The organism is Mucilaginibacter hurinus (genome assembly GCF_003324525.1).
Taxonomy (GTDB): Bacteria; Bacteroidota; Bacteroidia; order Sphingobacteriales; family Sphingobacteriaceae; genus Mucilaginibacter; species Mucilaginibacter hurinus.
Genome location: NZ_QGDC01000003.1, coordinates 140,901 through 158,292, shown reverse-complemented (window position 1 = coordinate 158,292; position 17,392 = coordinate 140,901). Strand labels below are relative to the sequence as shown.

Below are 17,392 nucleotides of genomic sequence, written 5' to 3'. Positions count from 1 at the left end.
TTACGTGGTAACTGTCCCTGTTGCGCTATTTGGTAGTAATTAACTTATCCCTCTGCGGCTGCCGCGGCCTCCACCTTCGTTGCCACCTCCACGGGGTTGACGGGGCTCATATTGCGGACGCTGTTGTTGCCTTTGCTCATACTGCTGTTGCCGCTGCTGTCTTTGCTGATCAGCTTGCTGCTGACGTTGTTGCTCATATTGCTGGCGTTGCTGCTCACGTTGTTGATCTGCCTGCTGACGTTGCATCTCGCGTTGTTGCTGGCGCTGCTGCTCACGCTGCTGATCTGCCTGCTGACGTTGCATCTCACGTTGTTGCTGACGCTGCTGATCTGCCTGCTGACGTTGCTGCTCACGTTGTTGCTGGCGTTGCTGCTCACGCTGCTGATCTGCCTGCTGACGTTGCTGCTCGGCCTGTTGCTGGCGTAATTGATCACGTTGTTGATCCCGCTGCTGGCGTTGTTGTTCAGCCTGTTGCTGCCGTTGTTGGTTTACTTGTTCCGTTTGTTGCGCACGCTGACGGCGTGGTTGGTCAATCTGCTGTCTGCTAGCATCCGTCCTGCCATCCATATCTTGCGTTTGTTGCTGTTCGCGTTGCCTTGATCGTGTTGTGCGACGGCTGTTCCCCTCATTTTCATTTACAAACGGTTGCGCGCCACGGTCAGCGCTGTTATTTGCCCGGTTAGCATCGCGGTTGCTTCTGCCAGTTGCACGGCTTTCCGGACGCTCACTATTAACTTTAACTAAATCGCTGTTGGTTTTTTCATTTTTGGCTGTGCGGGCCAATCTTTCGGCACTACCGCGGTTTACACCTTTCGCCGGGTCGGCAATTCGTTGGCCGGGATTCTCTCTGCGGTAGGCGTTTCCGTCAACCACTCTTGCTGGCCTGGCATTTTCAGCGCGGCGAACTGCCGGGCGATATATGTTAATGCTATTGTCGCGCACACCACGGTCTGAAGCACGGCGCACATTGTTTACATCGTAAACCCGTACCGGCCGGCCTACAGCGCGTTGTATTTCAACCGAGCGGGGGCCGCTGTAATACCTGCGGTTATTATACACATAGGTATTATTGATATAAGTTGTGCGATTTATAATAGTAACTCTATCGCGGTAGGGCACATAATAGTCGTAAATATTACGGCTGGTTATATAAGCCTGCGGTGCAAACACCCAATAATTGTTAGGAATATTGTAACCGCCGAAGGATACGTCGATACTTAACCCGGGGAATAAAGGTGCCCAGCCGAAATATCCGCCACCCTGACGCCAGGTTACCCACGCAGGTGCCCATTCATAACCAGGTACCCATGTCCAGCCGTAGTAGTTATCAAACCTCCACCGGCCGTAATGAAACGGCGCCCAACCCCACTCATAATCAGATACCCATGTATTACCATAAGAGGTTAACGCCCAGTAGCCACGTGTGCCGTAAGGCTGAAAACCTGCTTCAACATCAGGTACCCATACATTACCATAATCGGGGTCGTAAACCCATGTGCCGTATGGCGATAACTCGTCGTAAAACACCTGGTCTGTAACGTAGTCGTCCTGCGCTAAACTTTTAGTTGAAGGGGCCAGCACCATAAATAATGCTATTAAACCGAAACCCCATATTTTATTAACTATTTTCATGTTCTTTATACTGAACCTTGTTTTATTGTTCTTATGATGTTTTGACGATAAAAAATTGCAAACGTTTAACCCTCTACCACTAATTATCAGCTATATAACTTAAAGGTTACAATAGCTGTTCAAAACATACTTTATATCGATTATCTTTAGGATATCTATGCGTAAAGTAAATATTCCCCGGCTTAACCTTGAAGACTATTTGACCGGCACTTTTCAACAGCGCAAACAGTTTGCTCACGATATTGGCAAAGCTTTTAACCAAACAGGTTTTGTTACCATCACTAACCATGGTTTAAGCACGCAACTTATAAGCAGTTTGTATGCAAATGTTAAAGCTCTGTTTGCGTTGCCTGACGCAGTTAAGCAAAAATATGAAATACCGGGTATGGCCGGTCAGCGTGGATATACCGGTAAGGAGAAGGAAACCGCAAAAGGCCTGACCAGGCCCGACCTCAAAGAATTTTGGCAGATAGGACAAACAGTTAGCGATGGCGACCCCGTAAAAGACGAATATCCTGACAATGTACAGGTAGCCGAACTGCCGGAGTTTAATTCGGTAACTATTGATGTTTATAAGAAACTCGAAACCGTTGGCATACACTTGTTAAAGGCCATATCGCTATACCTGGGCCTGCGCGAAGATTATTTTGATGGTAAAGTGCACAATGGTAATTCCATACTGCGGACGCTTCACTACTTCCCAATTAACGAGGCGGCTAAGTTGAATGATGATGCGGTACGGGCTGGCGCCCATGAAGATATCAACCTGATAACTTTACTGATAGGCGCCAGCGCCGATGGGCTTGAGGTGCTTACCCGCGACCATGAATGGTATCCTGTAAAGGCAGAAGGCGAAGACCTGGTTGTTAACGTAGGAGATATGCTGCAAAGGCTTACTAACAATAAGCTTAAATCAACAACGCACCGGGTGGTAAATCCACCGCCCGAGCTATTGAACCAATCCCGATATTCGGTGCCGTTTTTCCTGCATCCAAAAATGAGCATGGACCTAGCCTGCCTGGAATCATGTATTAGTGAAGCACATCCGAAAGCATATCATGACATTACCGCTGGCGAATACCTGGACGAACGGTTACGGGAAATAGGCCTAAAATCTTAACCTTATTTTATAATTCGATAAAGTTTGAGTTCGTGCTATTCCTTCTCACACCGCGAACTTTATCCATCCATCCCCTTCGTAGCCAAAAATAAACTGTTTCGGATTGATGATTTCGGCCAGTATTTCTACTGAGTCCACAATGCGCGGACCGGGTCGGTTAAAGTATTGGTTACCGTCGGCTATATAAAGGCGATTGTTTTTTACGGCTTTGAGTTCAGCAAAACCGGGTTGTTGCAATAAAATATCCATTTCCTTAATGGTGCGTTCAATTGAAAAACCGCAGGGCATTACTACAATAATGTCAGGATCTTGCAGGCGTATGTCTGTCCAATCAATATAGGGTGAGTGTTTACCTTCTTCGGCTAAAATGGAGTGGCCGCCGGCTATGCTTACTAGGCCTGGTATCCAGTTACCCGATACCATCAACGGTTCAAGCCACTCTATACAGGCTACAGTTGGCTTAATATCAATAAATTTCAGTTTATGTCTGATGATGTCTACCCGCTCCATTAGGCTTTCCAACAGTTCTTCGCCTGCGGTGGGTGCCCCTAAAGAATTAGCAACTGTTTTAATGTCGTTGAAAATATCATCGAGGCTATTAGGCTGCAGCGATATGATCTTTGCTTTTTTGGCTAGATAATCTTCCAGCGCATGTTCTACCTCCGTTAATGAAACGGCGCATACATCACATTGTGCTTGCGTAATAATAACATCCGGCGATAAACGTTGTATAACATCGCGTTTTACGTTATACAATGACAGGGCATCATTTAATATCTCCTTCACCTTTGCATCTATAGCTGCGCTATTTAGATTACCAGGTATATTGGCCTCAGTACAAACAGGCAAACCTGTTATACTTTCAGGATAGTCACACTCGTGCGATCGGCCAACCAGTTTATCTTCAAGGCCCAAAGCACAAACAATTTCGGTAGCTGCCGGAAGAAGGGAAATAATTTGCATGAGTATAAAAACAGAATGTTAGCGTTAATTGTGCATTTGGGTAATTAATCTGGGAGCTATATTTAGAATTTTTTACCGCTGCTGCTGCAGATGGTAATCATTCCTCAAAGCATATTATCGTGCCATCTCGCTTTGCACAGCTCTTAAAAATTCATTAGCATGTTGCGAGCCTATGATGTAAAGCAAACCGTCGCGATCGGTTAAGTGAATGGCTTCTTTACCACCGGCGTAAAAACGTATAGTACCGCGGGTGTGCAGGTTATAAACGGGGTTGTTGAACAAGTAACGGCTGTAAGTACCCTTTTCAGCCTTAACAATACTATTCAAATCAATTTTTACAAGTCGGGTGGTCCACAAACCATCAAGCATTACGCTTTTATTTTGAACGCGTGTACGGTAATGCAGCAAAAAACCCATAATGATGGATATAATGATAATTGCAAAACCCACTACGATAAGCAGGTCGCCTCCGGCCTGGGTAAAAAAATAGGCTGCAAAGCACGACATGGCCAAAACCAGGCGTATAGTGAGCGGGATAAACTCCCTGCCCAGGTATTGCTTTTCGATAAAAACAGGTTTATTTTCGCTCATGCTATTTTAAACAATTCGAATATAGCAACTTTTTTAGTGTTATTACTTACCTTATATCTTTCGTCGGGGCGGTAACCAGCAATCCACATGATATCGCCGTTGCCATTAATCAAAAGCGGTATTTGTGCTTTTTTATGCACAGCCACTTTTTCATTAATAAAAAAATCACTCAGCTTTTTCCGTGTCCGCTTGCCCAGGGGATAAAAAAAATCGCTTTGCTGCCAGCTGCGCATGGTTAAAGGATATATCAGCAATTGGGCATCAATAGCTACTGCCAACGGATTATCGCGTATAATTAGCGGCGAGTCATCATGCAGTATTGTTAAAGCATAATCGCCAAAATATAAACGCTTATCCTCCATGGTAATATTTACAGGTTCAATATCCTTATTTTCTTTTTTTACGATAACAAGCTGCTCGCGATCAAGCACCAGCCTATGCCCCCGCGATTCAAACACACGTCCGGGGTGCTTGTCAAGCGCGGTTATCAGGTCGTCTGTAACAGCCTCGCTAAAACCATACTCCTGAAGCAGCCTGAACAGTAGCAGGTGTAACGGTTGCAGCTTTCTCACCTTTTCAAGCGGCAGGTGTACACCGTCATCTTGGTAGTCAAATAAATTAAGTTTAAGCTCCGTTACCGTCAATTCAAGCAATTGTTCCAGCTCCCTGAAGTGGCGTAAATTCTTTTCAAATGTGTTTTCAAGGTTAGGGTTAAGCAACTTCAGTTTAGGTATCACCTCATGCCGCAGTTTGTTTCGGGCATATTTTGTCGACGCGTTAGAGCTATCCTCAACATAATCAATCTCTTCGAGTTTAACAATTTCTGCTATTTCATCGCGGCTTAAAAATAATAACGGCCGCGCCAGCACTCCGTTGAGTGGTAAAATACCATGCAGGCCTGCAATACCGGTTCCGCGGGTGAGGTTCAACAATATTGTTTCAATCGTGTCGTTTTGGTGATGGCCAAGCGCAATGGCATGGTAGCCATGCTGCTGCCTTATCTGCTCAAACCATACATACCTTAATTCTCTTGCCGCCATTTGGATGGATAGTTTATTGTCGGCCGCGTATTCCCGGGTAGCAAAGTTTATGGTATGGAAAGAAACATTAAACTGTTGAGCAAGTTTATTACAAAACTGCTGGTCGGCAAGGGATTCATCTCCCCGCAAACCAAAATTGCAGTGCGCTATGCCAAAGTTGTATCCTGCCGCTTTTAACAAATGAGTGAGCAAAACAGAATCCATACCGCCGCTTACAGCAACTAATATATTGCTGTGGGGCATAAAAAGATTATTTTGCGTTATAAATTGATTAAACCGGCCAACAGGGAGCATACATCAAAATTATTAATTTAATAAGCCCAGCAAAAAACTAATTTTGCCAAAGTGAAAAAATGCCTTTTAAGCTTCTGCCTGTTACTTATTGCATACGCCGCTATGGCTCAGCAAAAAAAGTCAATAGTGCGGCTTATCCGTTCAGAACGGAGTGAGGGTTTAAAGCGTGCCGGCAAGGACCTGGTTAAAGTATACAACGGTACCTTTCAGCAGGATTACTCGGTTTTGAGTTCAGACAGTGCATACTTTTATCCGCAGGATAATGCATTTGATGCCTTTGGCAACGTACATATAAGCCAGGGCGATACGCTGAATATTTATGCCGATAAACTTAATTATAACGGTAATACCAAAACCGCCATACTTACCAACAATGTGCGGATGGTTGATAAGGATGCTATTTTAACAACGGACTATCTTACGTATAACACTGCGACACGTATTGGTACCTACACCGGAGGGGGCAAACTGGTGAACAAGGATAACGTACTTACCAGCAAAAACGGTTATTACTTCGCTTCGTCGCGCGACGCGTATTTCAGGTACAATGTTACCCTGGATAATCCGGAAGCATTAACCAAAACTGACACACTGCGCTATAATACCGGCACACGTATCTCATATTTTTACGGGCCCACCAATATTTACGGCAAAGAGAAAGATAAAGACACCTTATACACTGAGAATGGCCTGTATAACACAGCATTGAAACAGGCTTTTTTTGGCAAACGTAATTTATACAAGCAAGGTACCAAATCCTTGAAAGGCGATAGTTTATTTTATGATCGCGTTAAAGGTTACGGGCGGGCGGTAAAAAACATAACCTTTCATGATAGGGAACAAAAAATAACCATGAAGGGAGATCTGGGTACCTATTATAAAAAGGATGAACGTGCGGTAGTTACACAAAACGCGTATGTTATATTGGTAACCGAAGAAAAGGACTCTACTTCTACAGATAGTGTACCTATGGTTGCACCTGTAAAGAACGATAGCCTTTCAGTAGATAGTTTGCAAGCTAAAGCTATTAAATCAGGCGCTGTTGAACAGGCCGCCGCGCTGGCCAAACAACAGCCGGTAGTATTAAAAGATTCGCTGAAAAGTGCTGCGCAAAAAGCCGCAACAGCTAAACAAGTGCCGGTAACTTCAACACAAGCCGACAGCCTGTTGAAAAGCGCGGCCAAAACCCAAAATTCTGTTCCCGGCGGCACGCTTCCGCCAGGTACGGCATCAACGGCAGAGGGGTTGTTAAAAGCGGCTGCAAAACCTAAGAGCACGCCGCCAGGTAAACAGCAGCAAGTTACTGCAGGAAAGAAAAATACCGGGAAAACTACGGCCAAAACCAAAATACCACCTCCGCCCAAAACGGTATATATTATTAACGAAAAAGGTGAGCGTGTTAAAGTAGACTCGGTATACATGAGTGCCGATACTTTGGAAACCCAGATATTAACTTACAAGAAGCTGAAACTGCTTAAGGAAAAGATGCGCTTTGTTAGGGACACCGCCACCCGCGTAAAAAAGAAGGAACCTATTGTATATAAAACTGCACCTAAATATATTGAACCGCTGATTACGCAGATACGCTGGGATAGTACCTACCTGAAACCGTTGTTTTTTGGGTTACCTGCACCACCAAAAGTGGATAGTGTAGCTATAAAAAAAGCCGCGCAGGATGAAGCACAGAAAAAAGCAAAATCGGATAGTATCAGTAAACTGCCGGCCAAACCCGGTAAGGTTGATTCAGTTTATCTTACCACCAAGGTAAAGTTATCAGATACCAGCCGCGTGCGTATCATTAACGCTTTTCATGATGCGAAAATATTTAAGTCAGACTTGCAGGCTAAAGCCGATTCCATGTTTTATGCCAACAGCGACTCTACTATACGTTGCTATGTAAAGCCAATGATGTGGACCCAGGGTTCGCAACTGTCAGGTGACACGATTGATCTGCAGATGAAAAATAAGAAGCTTGATAATATGGACATCTATTACAACTCCTTCATTGTCAATGTAGAAAAGAGAGATTCAACCCACTTTAACCAGGTGGGCGGTAAGAAGATGCGCGGGTTTTTCCAGAATAATAAGCTTTCGCTGATGTATGTAGACGGTAACGCCGAGAGTATATATTTTAACCGTGACAGTACAACCAATAAAATAAGCGGCATGCAGCGGTCGCTAAGCAGCCGTATGCGTATCAGGTTGCGCAATAATAAAGTTATGAATCTCGCCTTCCTGTCTAAGCCCGATATACGGTACGGACCATTAAATAAGTTTACGGAGGAAGATCGCATACTTAAAAACTTTATTTGGAAACCTAAAGAGCGCCCTGTATCTAAGGAGGCTATAATTAACTCAGCGCGCCGCAAAGCGGCCAACCGCGCAGCAGCCAGGGCGGAGGCTATGGCTGCGCCAAAAAAACCTGCCGCTAAGGATACAACTACCGGGGCGGTTGCTGATAGTACAGGTACTATGCAGAAAAAGCGCACTGAAACCATTGATACCAATGGCGACGTTGTGCAGCCAGCTACCAAAACTGCTGCTAAAGACAGCGTGATTATTGTAAACCCCGAAACAAAAGATGTTAACCGTAACCGCGTTGCTGATGGTACGCTAAACACAGCCCCGGTAATATTACCAGCAGCAGGTTCGCAGGAGCAGCGGCGTGATACCACTGTAGTAAGGCCCCCTGCACAACCACCTCAAAGGAAGTAGGGGCAGCGCGCAGCCTTTTGTTGCTAATGTCGCCGGGATGCCCATTTCTAATTCCCCCTGGCACCAAGGGAAAGCACTAAACGGGTAGATGTTACAGCTTGTCAGATTAACTTGGTATTGAGTTTGTATTTCCATTAGGCAAATACAAAGGATTTAAACTTATACCAAGTACTGATTTGTCACAAACTAACTTACAAAACTATGTGCCATCGCTTACGGGCGTGCGTGCTTTAGCGGCCTATCTTGTATTCCTGTCGCACTACTATTACAATTTTGGTGAAATTTTTCCTCAAAGTGTGAACCGTTTGTTTTCAGAATTCCACATTGGGGTAACCATTTTCTTTGTATTGTCGGGTTTTTTAATAACCTATCGTTATTACAATAATTTTCATTTAACTAAAGATTGGTTTAAGCAATACCTTAAAAACCGCGTGGCCCGTATATACCCAATGTATGCGCTGCTTACCATTGCCGCATTTGCTTACTTTTTTATTACCGGCGAAGTAGATGTTACCAAAGGTTATAACCCCTGGGCCATGCTGGTGATGAACATTACCTTTTTACGCGGATTTTTCTTTGAGTTTTGGGATACGGGTGTTGCGCAGGGTTGGAGCTTAACAGTAGAGGAGTGCTTTTACTTTTCGGCACCGTTCGCTTTTTACATTGCCATAAAGCATAAAAAATTCTGGCTTCAGCCGCTGGTTATCACCTCTTTTGCCGCGCTAATGGTGTTGATATTTAGCCACGTAGACTTTTTTGGTTTCTTCGGCAATTTTACTTTCGTAATGCTGTTTACTTTTTTCGGCCGGTGTTTTGAATTTTTTGTAGGGATGCAGCTGGCCCGGTACGTGCTTAGCCGCGGTACCGGCCGTACTAATAAGGTGCCTTATACCTATTTGGGTTTTGTGCTGATATTTGTTTGCGCGTACGCAATGTCGTTACTGCCTATACCAAAGGGCTTCCCTACAGGACTGCAAAACCCTTTTGGCATTGTTATAAACAATTATCTTTTGCCGGTGGCTATAGCCTGGTTCTTTTATGGCTTACTCACAGAGGGCAGCATATTAAAAAAGTTTTTTGCCACCAAAACCATGGAACTGCTTGGCAAAAGCTCGTACATATTTTACCTTATACACCTGGGCTGGATGTACCTGCTGTTACATGGCTGGTTTGAGAAAGGCAATGACTACGTATTTGGGCTGTATGACCAATGGCAAAAGGACTGGATATCACCCTTTCAGTTTGAATGGTTGAACATGACGTATGCATTCATTATACTTAACCTCGTATCTATCGCTTTATTTAAGCTGATTGAAGAGCCGTTAAACCATTACATACGAAAAAGCGACTTCCTGATTAAAAATCCGAAAAAGAATCCCGAGAATAAGGCCGAACTGATTAAGTAATTATAGTTTGCCAAATCTTTCAGTTATCGCTTTTTCGCGGTAACTAAAAATATGTTTTACTTTTTTTTGTACCAGCAGCCGGTTAGCTAGTGTGCCTACTGCGCCGTAGGGTATAGCATAGGTAAGTATGTCAGTCATTTTGGTGCCGCCCTTAATAGGTTTAAAATGATGTTCGTGGTGCCACATCGCGTAAGGACCAAAGCGCTGCTCATCAATAAAGTATTCCTTTTGAGGGTGGATGTGCGTTATTTCTGTCATCCAGTTCATCTTTATACCAAAAAGCGGTGCTATTTTATAAGTGATAAGCATCCCCTCATACATTTGGGTTTGCTCCGTATAATCTGATGTGATTTTAAATCCCATTCCTCCGGGCGTTATCTTGGCCAGGTTGATGGGTGATGAAAAGAAGTCCCACGCTTCCTCAAGAGTGATAGGGATGCTCTGCTCCCATTTAAGTGTGTATGTTTTCACGAGTGTATAACGCGCAAAATACAGAATAGTTCAGTAAACGTGCCGGGTGTAGTGTATGGAAACAGTGACTATATACCTGAAATCTATAACAACTTATCCTTAATTACCGTCTACTGCACCATTTTATTAGCGCAGTACGAACTGGCAAAAGCTTCAGGCTTGGCTTTAAACACAAACCCCATGCTCAAAATATAGCCCATAGCGTCATGCAGGGCCTGGTTGCTTTTAAACATAGGGTTGGTATTTATGTCGGCATGCACTTCCAGGTCAACGTCATACAGGTCGAGTAGGTCGCACAGGCGATAAGCAGTATCAATTGATTTTTGCACCTCGGTAAGCATCCGCTCTTTTATGCCCATCTTAATAGCGCTGCGCTCCTGGTGAATAAACATAAATCCGCCGTGCTGTTCGCGCAAAAAAACAATTACCGTGGCAAAATCGATTACGGTGCCTTTTACCTGCGAATCGGTACCAATGCATACTTTTAACTTGTTACCCAACAAAGTTTCGCGCTCAATGGCAGCTTCCACTTCTTCAAGAATAGGCGTTTGGATTATTTCGCCGCTGAATTTTTTCCAGGTCATATAAAAACGTTTTAGGTTAAAAATATTCGACCTTAAATAACAGGTTTATAAAAATAAGCGATAACTATTCACAATAGCATCACGCCTATATTATTTATTTGTTAACATTTGCATGATTGTCAACAAGTTGCATATTAAAATTTGTTGATCCGTTATCTAACTCTATTTCATATATTGTCCGTCAATTAACCTAAATCCTATTTCGTTATGAGATTCAAATTAATCCCTCTTATAGCAAGTGTTGCATGTGCATTGGCATCATGCAAAAAAGATATTCCTGCACGGCCAGCAGCGGCTTTTAATGATTTGAACGGTGGCAACAAAATACCCATGGCGGCAACTATCCCTCCGCAATTACTATTGGTTAAAGGCGTTGGCGGCATGGGGGAAGACGAAGGGAGAAAAATTGCAATTGATGCGGCCGGAAATGTTACGGTATTCGGTACTTTCCAACAAACTGTAGACTTTAATCCGGGCGGGGGGGTAAAGAGTTTAACAGCACCTGCGGGAGCTACTGCCATATTCCGGCAAAAATTCAGCTCAACAGGCATCTTTCAGGATGCAAACTCTTATGGAGCCGCAACAGGCAAAGAATTATTCGCTCGTGATAAAGATGGCAATATTTACGAATTGGGGTATGAAGGCGACCCGGGCCAACACGGCTTCGGTACCGTAAAATTAACGGTTTTTAAATATAATGATGCAGGCCAGTTGCTTAAGAAAGTAAGCCTGGGCAACAGGTATGGCGCGGCTAATAATCCACGTAATATACTGGTAGACGTTGATAATAATATTGTTATACATTATTGGAATGAGCTTTATAAATATACTACAAACGGCGCACTTTTGTGGAAGAAGTGGATAGATCCATTGCAATATTTGCACCTTGACAGATATGGTAATATCTTTAATTTTTCTAATGGGATACTAAAAAAATATGATAAGAGCGGCAACCTGCTGTTAGAGAAAAAAACAGGCGGAAATACAACCGCCATTACATTTGATTTCGCCGGTAATATTTACCTGACAGGGACTATTTGGGGACCGGGCGATTTTGATCCGGGACAAGGAAAGTATGAACTCAACGGAGAAACAGGGCCCGCTCCGGGATACGGTTATGGATATATATATGATATGTTTGTACAAAAATTGGATGCGAACGGTAACTTTATATGGGCCAGGTTAGGCGGTTTTGCCGATCCGAAATGTATAGCCTTAAGTGCAAATGCTGATTATATTTATGTAAGCGGCTCTATCAGCTATGCCGCAGAATTTAACACTGTCGCCGGCAAGATTACCCTTAACAGTAAATCAGGCGATGAGGGTAAAGATATAGTGATAATGGCTTTTAAACAGTATAAATAATTGCCATAGCCATTAAGTTGTCACTTACCTTATAATTATTGGATAGGTTTAATTTAGCTTCTTCGGCAGTCAGCTTTGCCGGCTGGTTGCGCTAAACAATTATATCTAAAATGTTGACTGCGTTTTGCTATGCCGGGCAAAAAAAAATCAATATCAGTAATACCAATTCATACAATTTCCATAAATTTATGTTAACCACAAAACAACCACATTATGGATAACCTGCAAATACCACCTAACTACCAAACGGTAATGCCATACCTTATTTTGGAAAATGCCGAAGATTTTTTTGTCTTCACGCAAAGCGTTTTCGGTGCTGCCGAGCAGATGCGTAGCCTTGACGACAACGGTCGCCTGATGCACTGCGAGGTAAATATTGGTGGCAGCACAATCATGTTTGCCAATACTACCGATGTTTTTAGTGTGCAAACTGCCGGGCTGTACATTAACGTAGCCAATGCCGACGAAACTTATAATAAGGCCCTGCAGGCAGGCGCCACAAGTATTATGGAGCCGTCAAACCAGTCGTACGGGCGCAGCGGCGGAATTAAAGACGCTTTCGGCAATACCTGGTGGCTTGTGTCCGCCCTTAACTAGCATGGATTTATACAAAGAGGACATTCCAAAAACCTTGCGAGTAATTTGGACTTCTTTCAAGACAAAATCTGTACATATTACTTTTTGTGCGAAAATAGCCATGGCAGCAATTCCGGTTCGGCAAAGGCATTTAGCCAACTGTCGTGCATGGCATCGGGGTAAAGGCTAAATTTGGGTTCGCCGCCTGCTTCTTTTAGTGCTTCAACCATCACAATAGAGTGGTCGGCCGGTACCACATTGTCTTTTGCACCGTGAAATATCCACAATGGTACCTTTTTAGCATATTTTTTGGCGTTTAGTGTATTGTCGCCCCCGCAAATAGGGAACGCCGCCGCAAACATTTTTGGCTTACGTCCAATCAACTCAAACGTCCCCATACCACCCATTGACAAACCGCCCACATATACCTGTTTTTTATTCACGTAAGGCTTCTTCATCCATTCGTTTGTGAGGCCCAGCAGGGCTTTCATAGCCTTGGTTGGCTCACCATCGGTTTGAAATAAAAACTTGCGGTTGCCGGTAACAGAATCAGTTTCTATTTTAACGTTTGACCAAAAACTATCTGTTGGGCATTGGGGAAATATCACTATCGCCTGGTAATTCTGGCGTACTTCTGTGTTCAAAAACAGGTCGGCACCGTGGGTTAGTTGCTTTTTGTTATCATTACCACATTCTCCACGCCCGTGCAGCACAAAAACTACAGGGTACTTTTGCTTTGGATTAAATTGAACCGGGAACAACACCCTGTAGGGTAAAGTATCGTTTTTTGAGGCATACCGCCCTTCGGTATATAACGTTCTGTCCTGCGCATGGATAGCGGACGAAGAGAAAATGGCGATAAGCACCAGCAGGCAGATAAACTTATTGATCATGGGTATTAATTGTTGAATAATATTTTGTACTGAACTGTATGCTAAAAAGTAATATTTACTTAAACGGTAAGATAAGGTGTAATATTTTGAAATTGTTATTTTTTATAAGAACAATTGGTGTATATTAACTCAATATTTGGCTGACCTCTTTTTGTAAACTTAAGATATTCTTTGAAGTTTTAAGGATGCTAATTTCTATATAAACCTGATTAAATTGTTATTATAACCCAAGCGTTGAAAAAGGGAGTTGTGCAAATATTTACAGTGCTTGCTTTTGTGCTCGCGTGTCCTTTTATTGCCGTTGCGCAAGACAAATCCAAAATAGCCGCGCTTGAAGAGCAACTTGCTGAAGCAAAGTCTGATAGTGAACGGTTGCGTTTAATTGGCGATCTGTGCTGGAATTACAGTTTTATATCGTTTGATAAAGCGCTTGATTATGGCAACCGTGAACTGGATCTTGCACAAAAAATGAAGAATGATACTGCTATAGCGCTTGCTTACAGTGATATTGGCATTGTGCACACGCGTGCCAATAATCTGCAGGATGCACTTACAAATCACCAAAAATCGTACGATTTGCGCAAGAAACTTGGCCTCAAAGATAAAATGGCCGGCTCTCTTTCAAACCTTGGTGTGATATATAAACACTTGGGTAAGTTGGATAGGGCGATACAATACATGATGGAGGCCTTGCATATCTACTCAGAATTAGGCGACGAGGCAAAGGAAGCTACATTGCTGAATAACATAGGTAAATTTTATTTGGATAGTAATAAGCCTGCCGATGCAAAAAAATACCTTTTTCATTCAGCAGCGCTGGCAAAAAAACTTGGCCAAAAAATGCTGGAAGGAAACGCACTGGGTAACATTATGGCCTACTACATTCAAACCAGGCAGTACGACGAAACTATTAAGTTGGGTTACAAAGAAATAAAGTTTTATAAGGAAATAAATGATTTGAGCGAGGAGGCAACCATTTACAATACTATGGGCGTAGCTTTCCAAAAGAAGAAAGAATATGCGAAAGCCCTGGAATTTAACAAAAAATCGCTGGCTATACGCAAGGAATTGAAGGATGAAATGGGTATAGGGTCGTGCTATAAAAATATGGCACAGATATATATTGAAGAGGAAAAATACCCTGAAGCAAAAGATCATTTAGACAAAGCAATAGCCCTGTTTAAAAAGTTGAATGCGAAAAACTACCTGCAAGAAGCCTACAATTTGGCAGCGGTACTTAATGAGGGCCAAAACACTTATAAAGACGCGTTGACGTATATGCAGCAATCGCAAAAGCTGAAAGACAGCCTTTTTACCCGGAAAACGGCCGACCAGATGAATGAGCTGCAGGTTAAATACGAAACATCAAAACGTGAACAGCGCATAAAGTTATTACGCGAACAGGCTAAAGTGCAGCAATTGAAAATAAACGAGCGCAATACTACCATAGCCATAATTGGCGGTTTGTTTATAATAGCGCTTGCGTTTGGCGCACTGTTTTATAATCGCTATAAATTAAAACAGGATGCCCGCCTGCAAGCAGAGGTAATACGCCAGCAGGATATTGCCGCAAAAGGAATTATTGAAGCCGAAGAGCGCGAGCGTAAGCGTATAGCCAGCGACTTGCATGATGGAGTGGGGCAGCTTTTTTCGGCTGTTAAAATGAATATGGCCGGCTTATTTGAGCGCATGGAATTTAGTTCGGCAAGAGAGCAGACGCTGGCCGAAAAAACCCTGGCCCTGGTTGATGAGAGTTGTGTGGAAGTACGCGGTATTGCACACCAGATGATGCCCAACGTATTGCTGAAGATGGGACTTGTAAGCGCAGTAAAAGACTTTGTTAACAAGATAGATGCTCAAAAATTAAGAGTGGCGGTAGAAACGGCCGGCCTGAATGATAGGCTTGACAGTGACGTAGAGATAGTACTTTACCGCGTTATACAGGAGTGCGTAAATAATGTGATTAAGCATGCCAGGGCGACGATGCTGGATATACAACTGGTTAATGAGGATAATGAGATTGCGGTAACTATTGAAGACAACGGGAGGGGGTTTGATACCTCTGATAAAGAGAAATTTGAAGGTATAGGATTGAAAAATATCACTACGAGAATTGAGTATTTGAAAGGAACGGTAGATATATCATCAGCACCGGGTAAAGGCACCCTGGTGGCAATACATGTTCCGTTAACTTAAACACTATTGATATGGCTGAAACCAAAAGAATTTTTATTGTTGACGATCATCAAATGGTGATTGACGGCTTGCGTTTAATGATTGATGGTTTTAATGGCTTTACCATAGTTGGCGAAAGTAATGACCCGGTACAGGCTTTAGGCAGTTTGAAAGACACCGAGGTTGATATTTTACTCACTGATGTAAGTATGCCGTCAATGAGCGGCATTGAACTTACACGGCAGGTAAGAAAGGTGAGCCCTAATACCAGGGTGCTGGCGTTATCAATGTTTGGAGACAGTCAGGTAATTGCCGAAATGGTTGACGCCGGCGTATCAGGTTATATATTGAAAAATACCGGCAAGCAGGAGCTTTCCGAGGCGTTGAACCGCCTGGCGGCCGGGCAAAGCTATTTTAGTTATGATATTACCCTACAGCTGAGCCGTTCATTTAAGCAGGGACATGAAGAAAGCCGCCTTACCGACAGGGAGATCGAGATTATCAGGATGATTGAAAAAGATTTGAACAATAAACAAATAGCTAACCAGTTGTTTATTAGCGAGCGCACAGTTGAAACCCATCGAAAAAATATTTTACGTAAAACCAATACCCAAACTGTAGTGGGGTTGTTAAAGTATGCGTATGAGCGCAAAATAATCTGAAGCGCTGTTTCCCGTACAAAAATATGCCGTTTTAATGGTATTGAATGGTTTGTTTTATCAGAGCAACTTTGGTAAAAAATCACAACAAATGAAAACATTCAACAAACTAAAGGCAATTTTATTAATAGTTTTAATTGTGGCCGTATCGGCAACCTCTTGCAAAAAAGATAAAGATACCAAAACCTCTAATGGGCAGTTTGCAACCGTTACCGCCAAAAGGTTCGCGTTTGGAAGCGGAGCGGTAGCCGAATTTAAAAGTACTGCTGCTGTTGTAGCTAAAGCAGGCCCTATATTTACTATGACCGCTGTTAGAGATGGATTAAAGGAATCAATTACCATCGCTTTATACGGTGCAACGGGTACCGGCACCTATTCGTTAAACAAAGATAATTCAACTGGCAATGGGGCTGTTATGTACAAGGATTTTCAAAATACTACCAACAAAAAATTAATCTACACCACCGGTGAAAAAAACTCGGGAGGGGGCCAGGTGAAAATTACTAAGCTTACGGATACGGAGATTGAAGGCACATTTTTTATTGTGGCCCATAACGAAGATGGAGAAGAAGCATTTGTTGAGCAGGGCGAATTTTCAGGTAAAATTACCACAGTAAAATAACACGCTAAATGTATGTGCGAAAAGCGTTGTTAAGCTTTCAGCAATATCAGCACTTTCCCCATATATGCTGAAATAGAAAGACCGGTTGAATAATCAACCGGTCTTTTTTATGGGTGATGGTGGAACAATGATTTCCGTAGAAAAATCGGCCGAATCAATATGTGTGTTAAGATCCGGACTTACAGGTAGTATAGTATCAGGTACATCGTTTAGTATAAGTTGCATAAAAAGCGTTATTGCATTGGTATTTCCTAAAATATTTGTCAGCTTTACAATAATTAACCAC

General features: G+C 43.0%; 16 protein-coding genes. 8 read left to right on the top strand and 8 right to left on the bottom strand.

Annotated elements, in window-relative coordinates:
- Nucleotides 1–39: 39 nt before the first annotated feature.
- On the bottom strand, nt 40–1,632 hold the full coding sequence (locus tag DJ568_RS17095) for a DUF6600 domain-containing protein (protein WP_147238717.1): 1,593 nt from the start codon (nt 1,630–1,632) through the stop codon (nt 40–42).
- 157 nt (nt 1,633–1,789) lie between these two features.
- Between DJ568_RS17095 and DJ568_RS06485 the strand changes: the two genes are divergently transcribed.
- On the top strand, nt 1,790–2,752 hold the full coding sequence (locus DJ568_RS06485; protein WP_114004450.1) for an isopenicillin N synthase family dioxygenase: 963 nt from the start codon (nt 1,790–1,792) through the stop codon (nt 2,750–2,752).
- Between the two features lie 45 nt (nt 2,753–2,797).
- Here DJ568_RS06485 and DJ568_RS06480 read toward each other — a convergent pair whose 3' ends face one another.
- The 3 genes from DJ568_RS06480 to tilS all read right to left on the bottom strand — a co-directional run bounded on the left by DJ568_RS06480 (nt 2,798) and on the right by tilS (nt 5,589).
- Complete coding sequence (locus tag DJ568_RS06480; protein ID WP_114004449.1) at nt 2,798–3,715, bottom strand: cobalamin-binding protein; 918 nt, start codon at nt 3,713–3,715, stop codon at nt 2,798–2,800.
- 114 nt (nt 3,716–3,829) lie between these two features.
- Nucleotides 3,830–4,306, bottom strand: a complete 477-nt coding sequence (locus DJ568_RS06475) for a hypothetical protein (RefSeq protein WP_114004448.1) — start codon at nt 4,304–4,306, stop codon at nt 3,830–3,832.
- Nucleotides 4,303–5,589: a tRNA lysidine(34) synthetase TilS gene (tilS, locus tag DJ568_RS06470; protein ID WP_233496640.1), complete on the bottom strand. Its 1,287-nt coding sequence runs from the start codon at nt 5,587–5,589 to the stop codon at nt 4,303–4,305. Before tilS ends, DJ568_RS06475 begins: the two co-directional genes overlap by 4 nt.
- Nucleotides 5,590–5,742: 153 nt before the next feature.
- Between tilS and DJ568_RS06465 the strand changes: the two genes are divergently transcribed.
- Together DJ568_RS06465 and DJ568_RS06460 are read left to right on the top strand one after the other, a co-directional pair.
- On the top strand, nt 5,743–8,355 hold the full coding sequence (locus tag DJ568_RS06465) for an OstA-like protein (RefSeq protein WP_114004678.1): 2,613 nt from the start codon (nt 5,743–5,745) through the stop codon (nt 8,353–8,355).
- A 176-nt stretch (nt 8,356–8,531) separates the two neighbouring features.
- Complete coding sequence (locus DJ568_RS06460) at nt 8,532–9,761, top strand: acyltransferase family protein (RefSeq protein WP_158534886.1); 1,230 nt, start codon at nt 8,532–8,534, stop codon at nt 9,759–9,761.
- On the opposite strand, the gene DJ568_RS06455 is transcribed toward DJ568_RS06460, so the two are convergent.
- The gene (locus DJ568_RS06455; protein ID WP_114004445.1) at nt 9,762–10,232 is read right to left on the bottom strand and encodes an SRPBCC family protein; all 471 of its coding nucleotides are present in this window, start codon (nt 10,230–10,232) and stop codon (nt 9,762–9,764) included. It lies immediately after the preceding gene.
- Between the two features lie 110 nt (nt 10,233–10,342).
- Complete coding sequence (locus tag DJ568_RS06450) at nt 10,343–10,816, bottom strand: ribonuclease H-like YkuK family protein (protein WP_114004444.1); 474 nt, start codon at nt 10,814–10,816, stop codon at nt 10,343–10,345.
- A 207-nt stretch (nt 10,817–11,023) separates the two neighbouring features.
- On the opposite strand from DJ568_RS06450, the gene DJ568_RS06445 reads away from it, so the two are divergent.
- Both DJ568_RS06445 and DJ568_RS06440 read left to right on the top strand, forming a co-directional pair.
- Nucleotides 11,024–12,181: an NHL repeat-containing protein gene (locus tag DJ568_RS06445; protein WP_114004443.1), complete on the top strand. Its 1,158-nt coding sequence runs from the start codon at nt 11,024–11,026 to the stop codon at nt 12,179–12,181.
- A 213-nt stretch (nt 12,182–12,394) separates the two neighbouring features.
- A complete protein-coding gene (locus tag DJ568_RS06440) occupies nt 12,395–12,778 on the top strand; it encodes a VOC family protein (protein ID WP_199560896.1) in 384 nt (127 codons plus the stop codon).
- A gap of 77 nt (nt 12,779–12,855) precedes the next feature.
- On the opposite strand, the gene DJ568_RS06435 is transcribed toward DJ568_RS06440, so the two are convergent.
- Nucleotides 12,856–13,650: a carboxylesterase family protein gene (locus DJ568_RS06435; protein WP_114004442.1), complete on the bottom strand. Its 795-nt coding sequence runs from the start codon at nt 13,648–13,650 to the stop codon at nt 12,856–12,858.
- 234 nt (nt 13,651–13,884) lie between these two features.
- Here DJ568_RS06435 and DJ568_RS06430 point away from each other — a divergent pair, with 234 nt between their 5' ends.
- From DJ568_RS06430 to DJ568_RS06420, 3 genes are all read left to right on the top strand, one after another.
- Nucleotides 13,885–15,846: an ATP-binding protein gene (locus tag DJ568_RS06430; protein WP_114004441.1), complete on the top strand. Its 1,962-nt coding sequence runs from the start codon at nt 13,885–13,887 to the stop codon at nt 15,844–15,846.
- 11 nt (nt 15,847–15,857) lie between these two features.
- A complete protein-coding gene (locus tag DJ568_RS06425) occupies nt 15,858–16,487 on the top strand; it encodes a response regulator (RefSeq protein ID WP_114004440.1) in 630 nt (209 codons plus the stop codon).
- Nucleotides 16,488–16,575: 88 nt separating this feature from the next.
- The gene (locus DJ568_RS06420) at nt 16,576–17,106 is read left to right on the top strand and encodes a hypothetical protein (RefSeq protein ID WP_114004439.1); all 531 of its coding nucleotides are present in this window, start codon (nt 16,576–16,578) and stop codon (nt 17,104–17,106) included.
- Nucleotides 17,107–17,199: 93 nt separating this feature from the next.
- Here DJ568_RS06420 and DJ568_RS17530 read toward each other — a convergent pair whose 3' ends face one another.
- Nucleotides 17,200–17,331: a hypothetical protein gene (locus DJ568_RS17530; protein ID WP_262510670.1), complete on the bottom strand. Its 132-nt coding sequence runs from the start codon at nt 17,329–17,331 to the stop codon at nt 17,200–17,202.
- Nucleotides 17,332–17,392 lie beyond the last annotated feature (61 nt).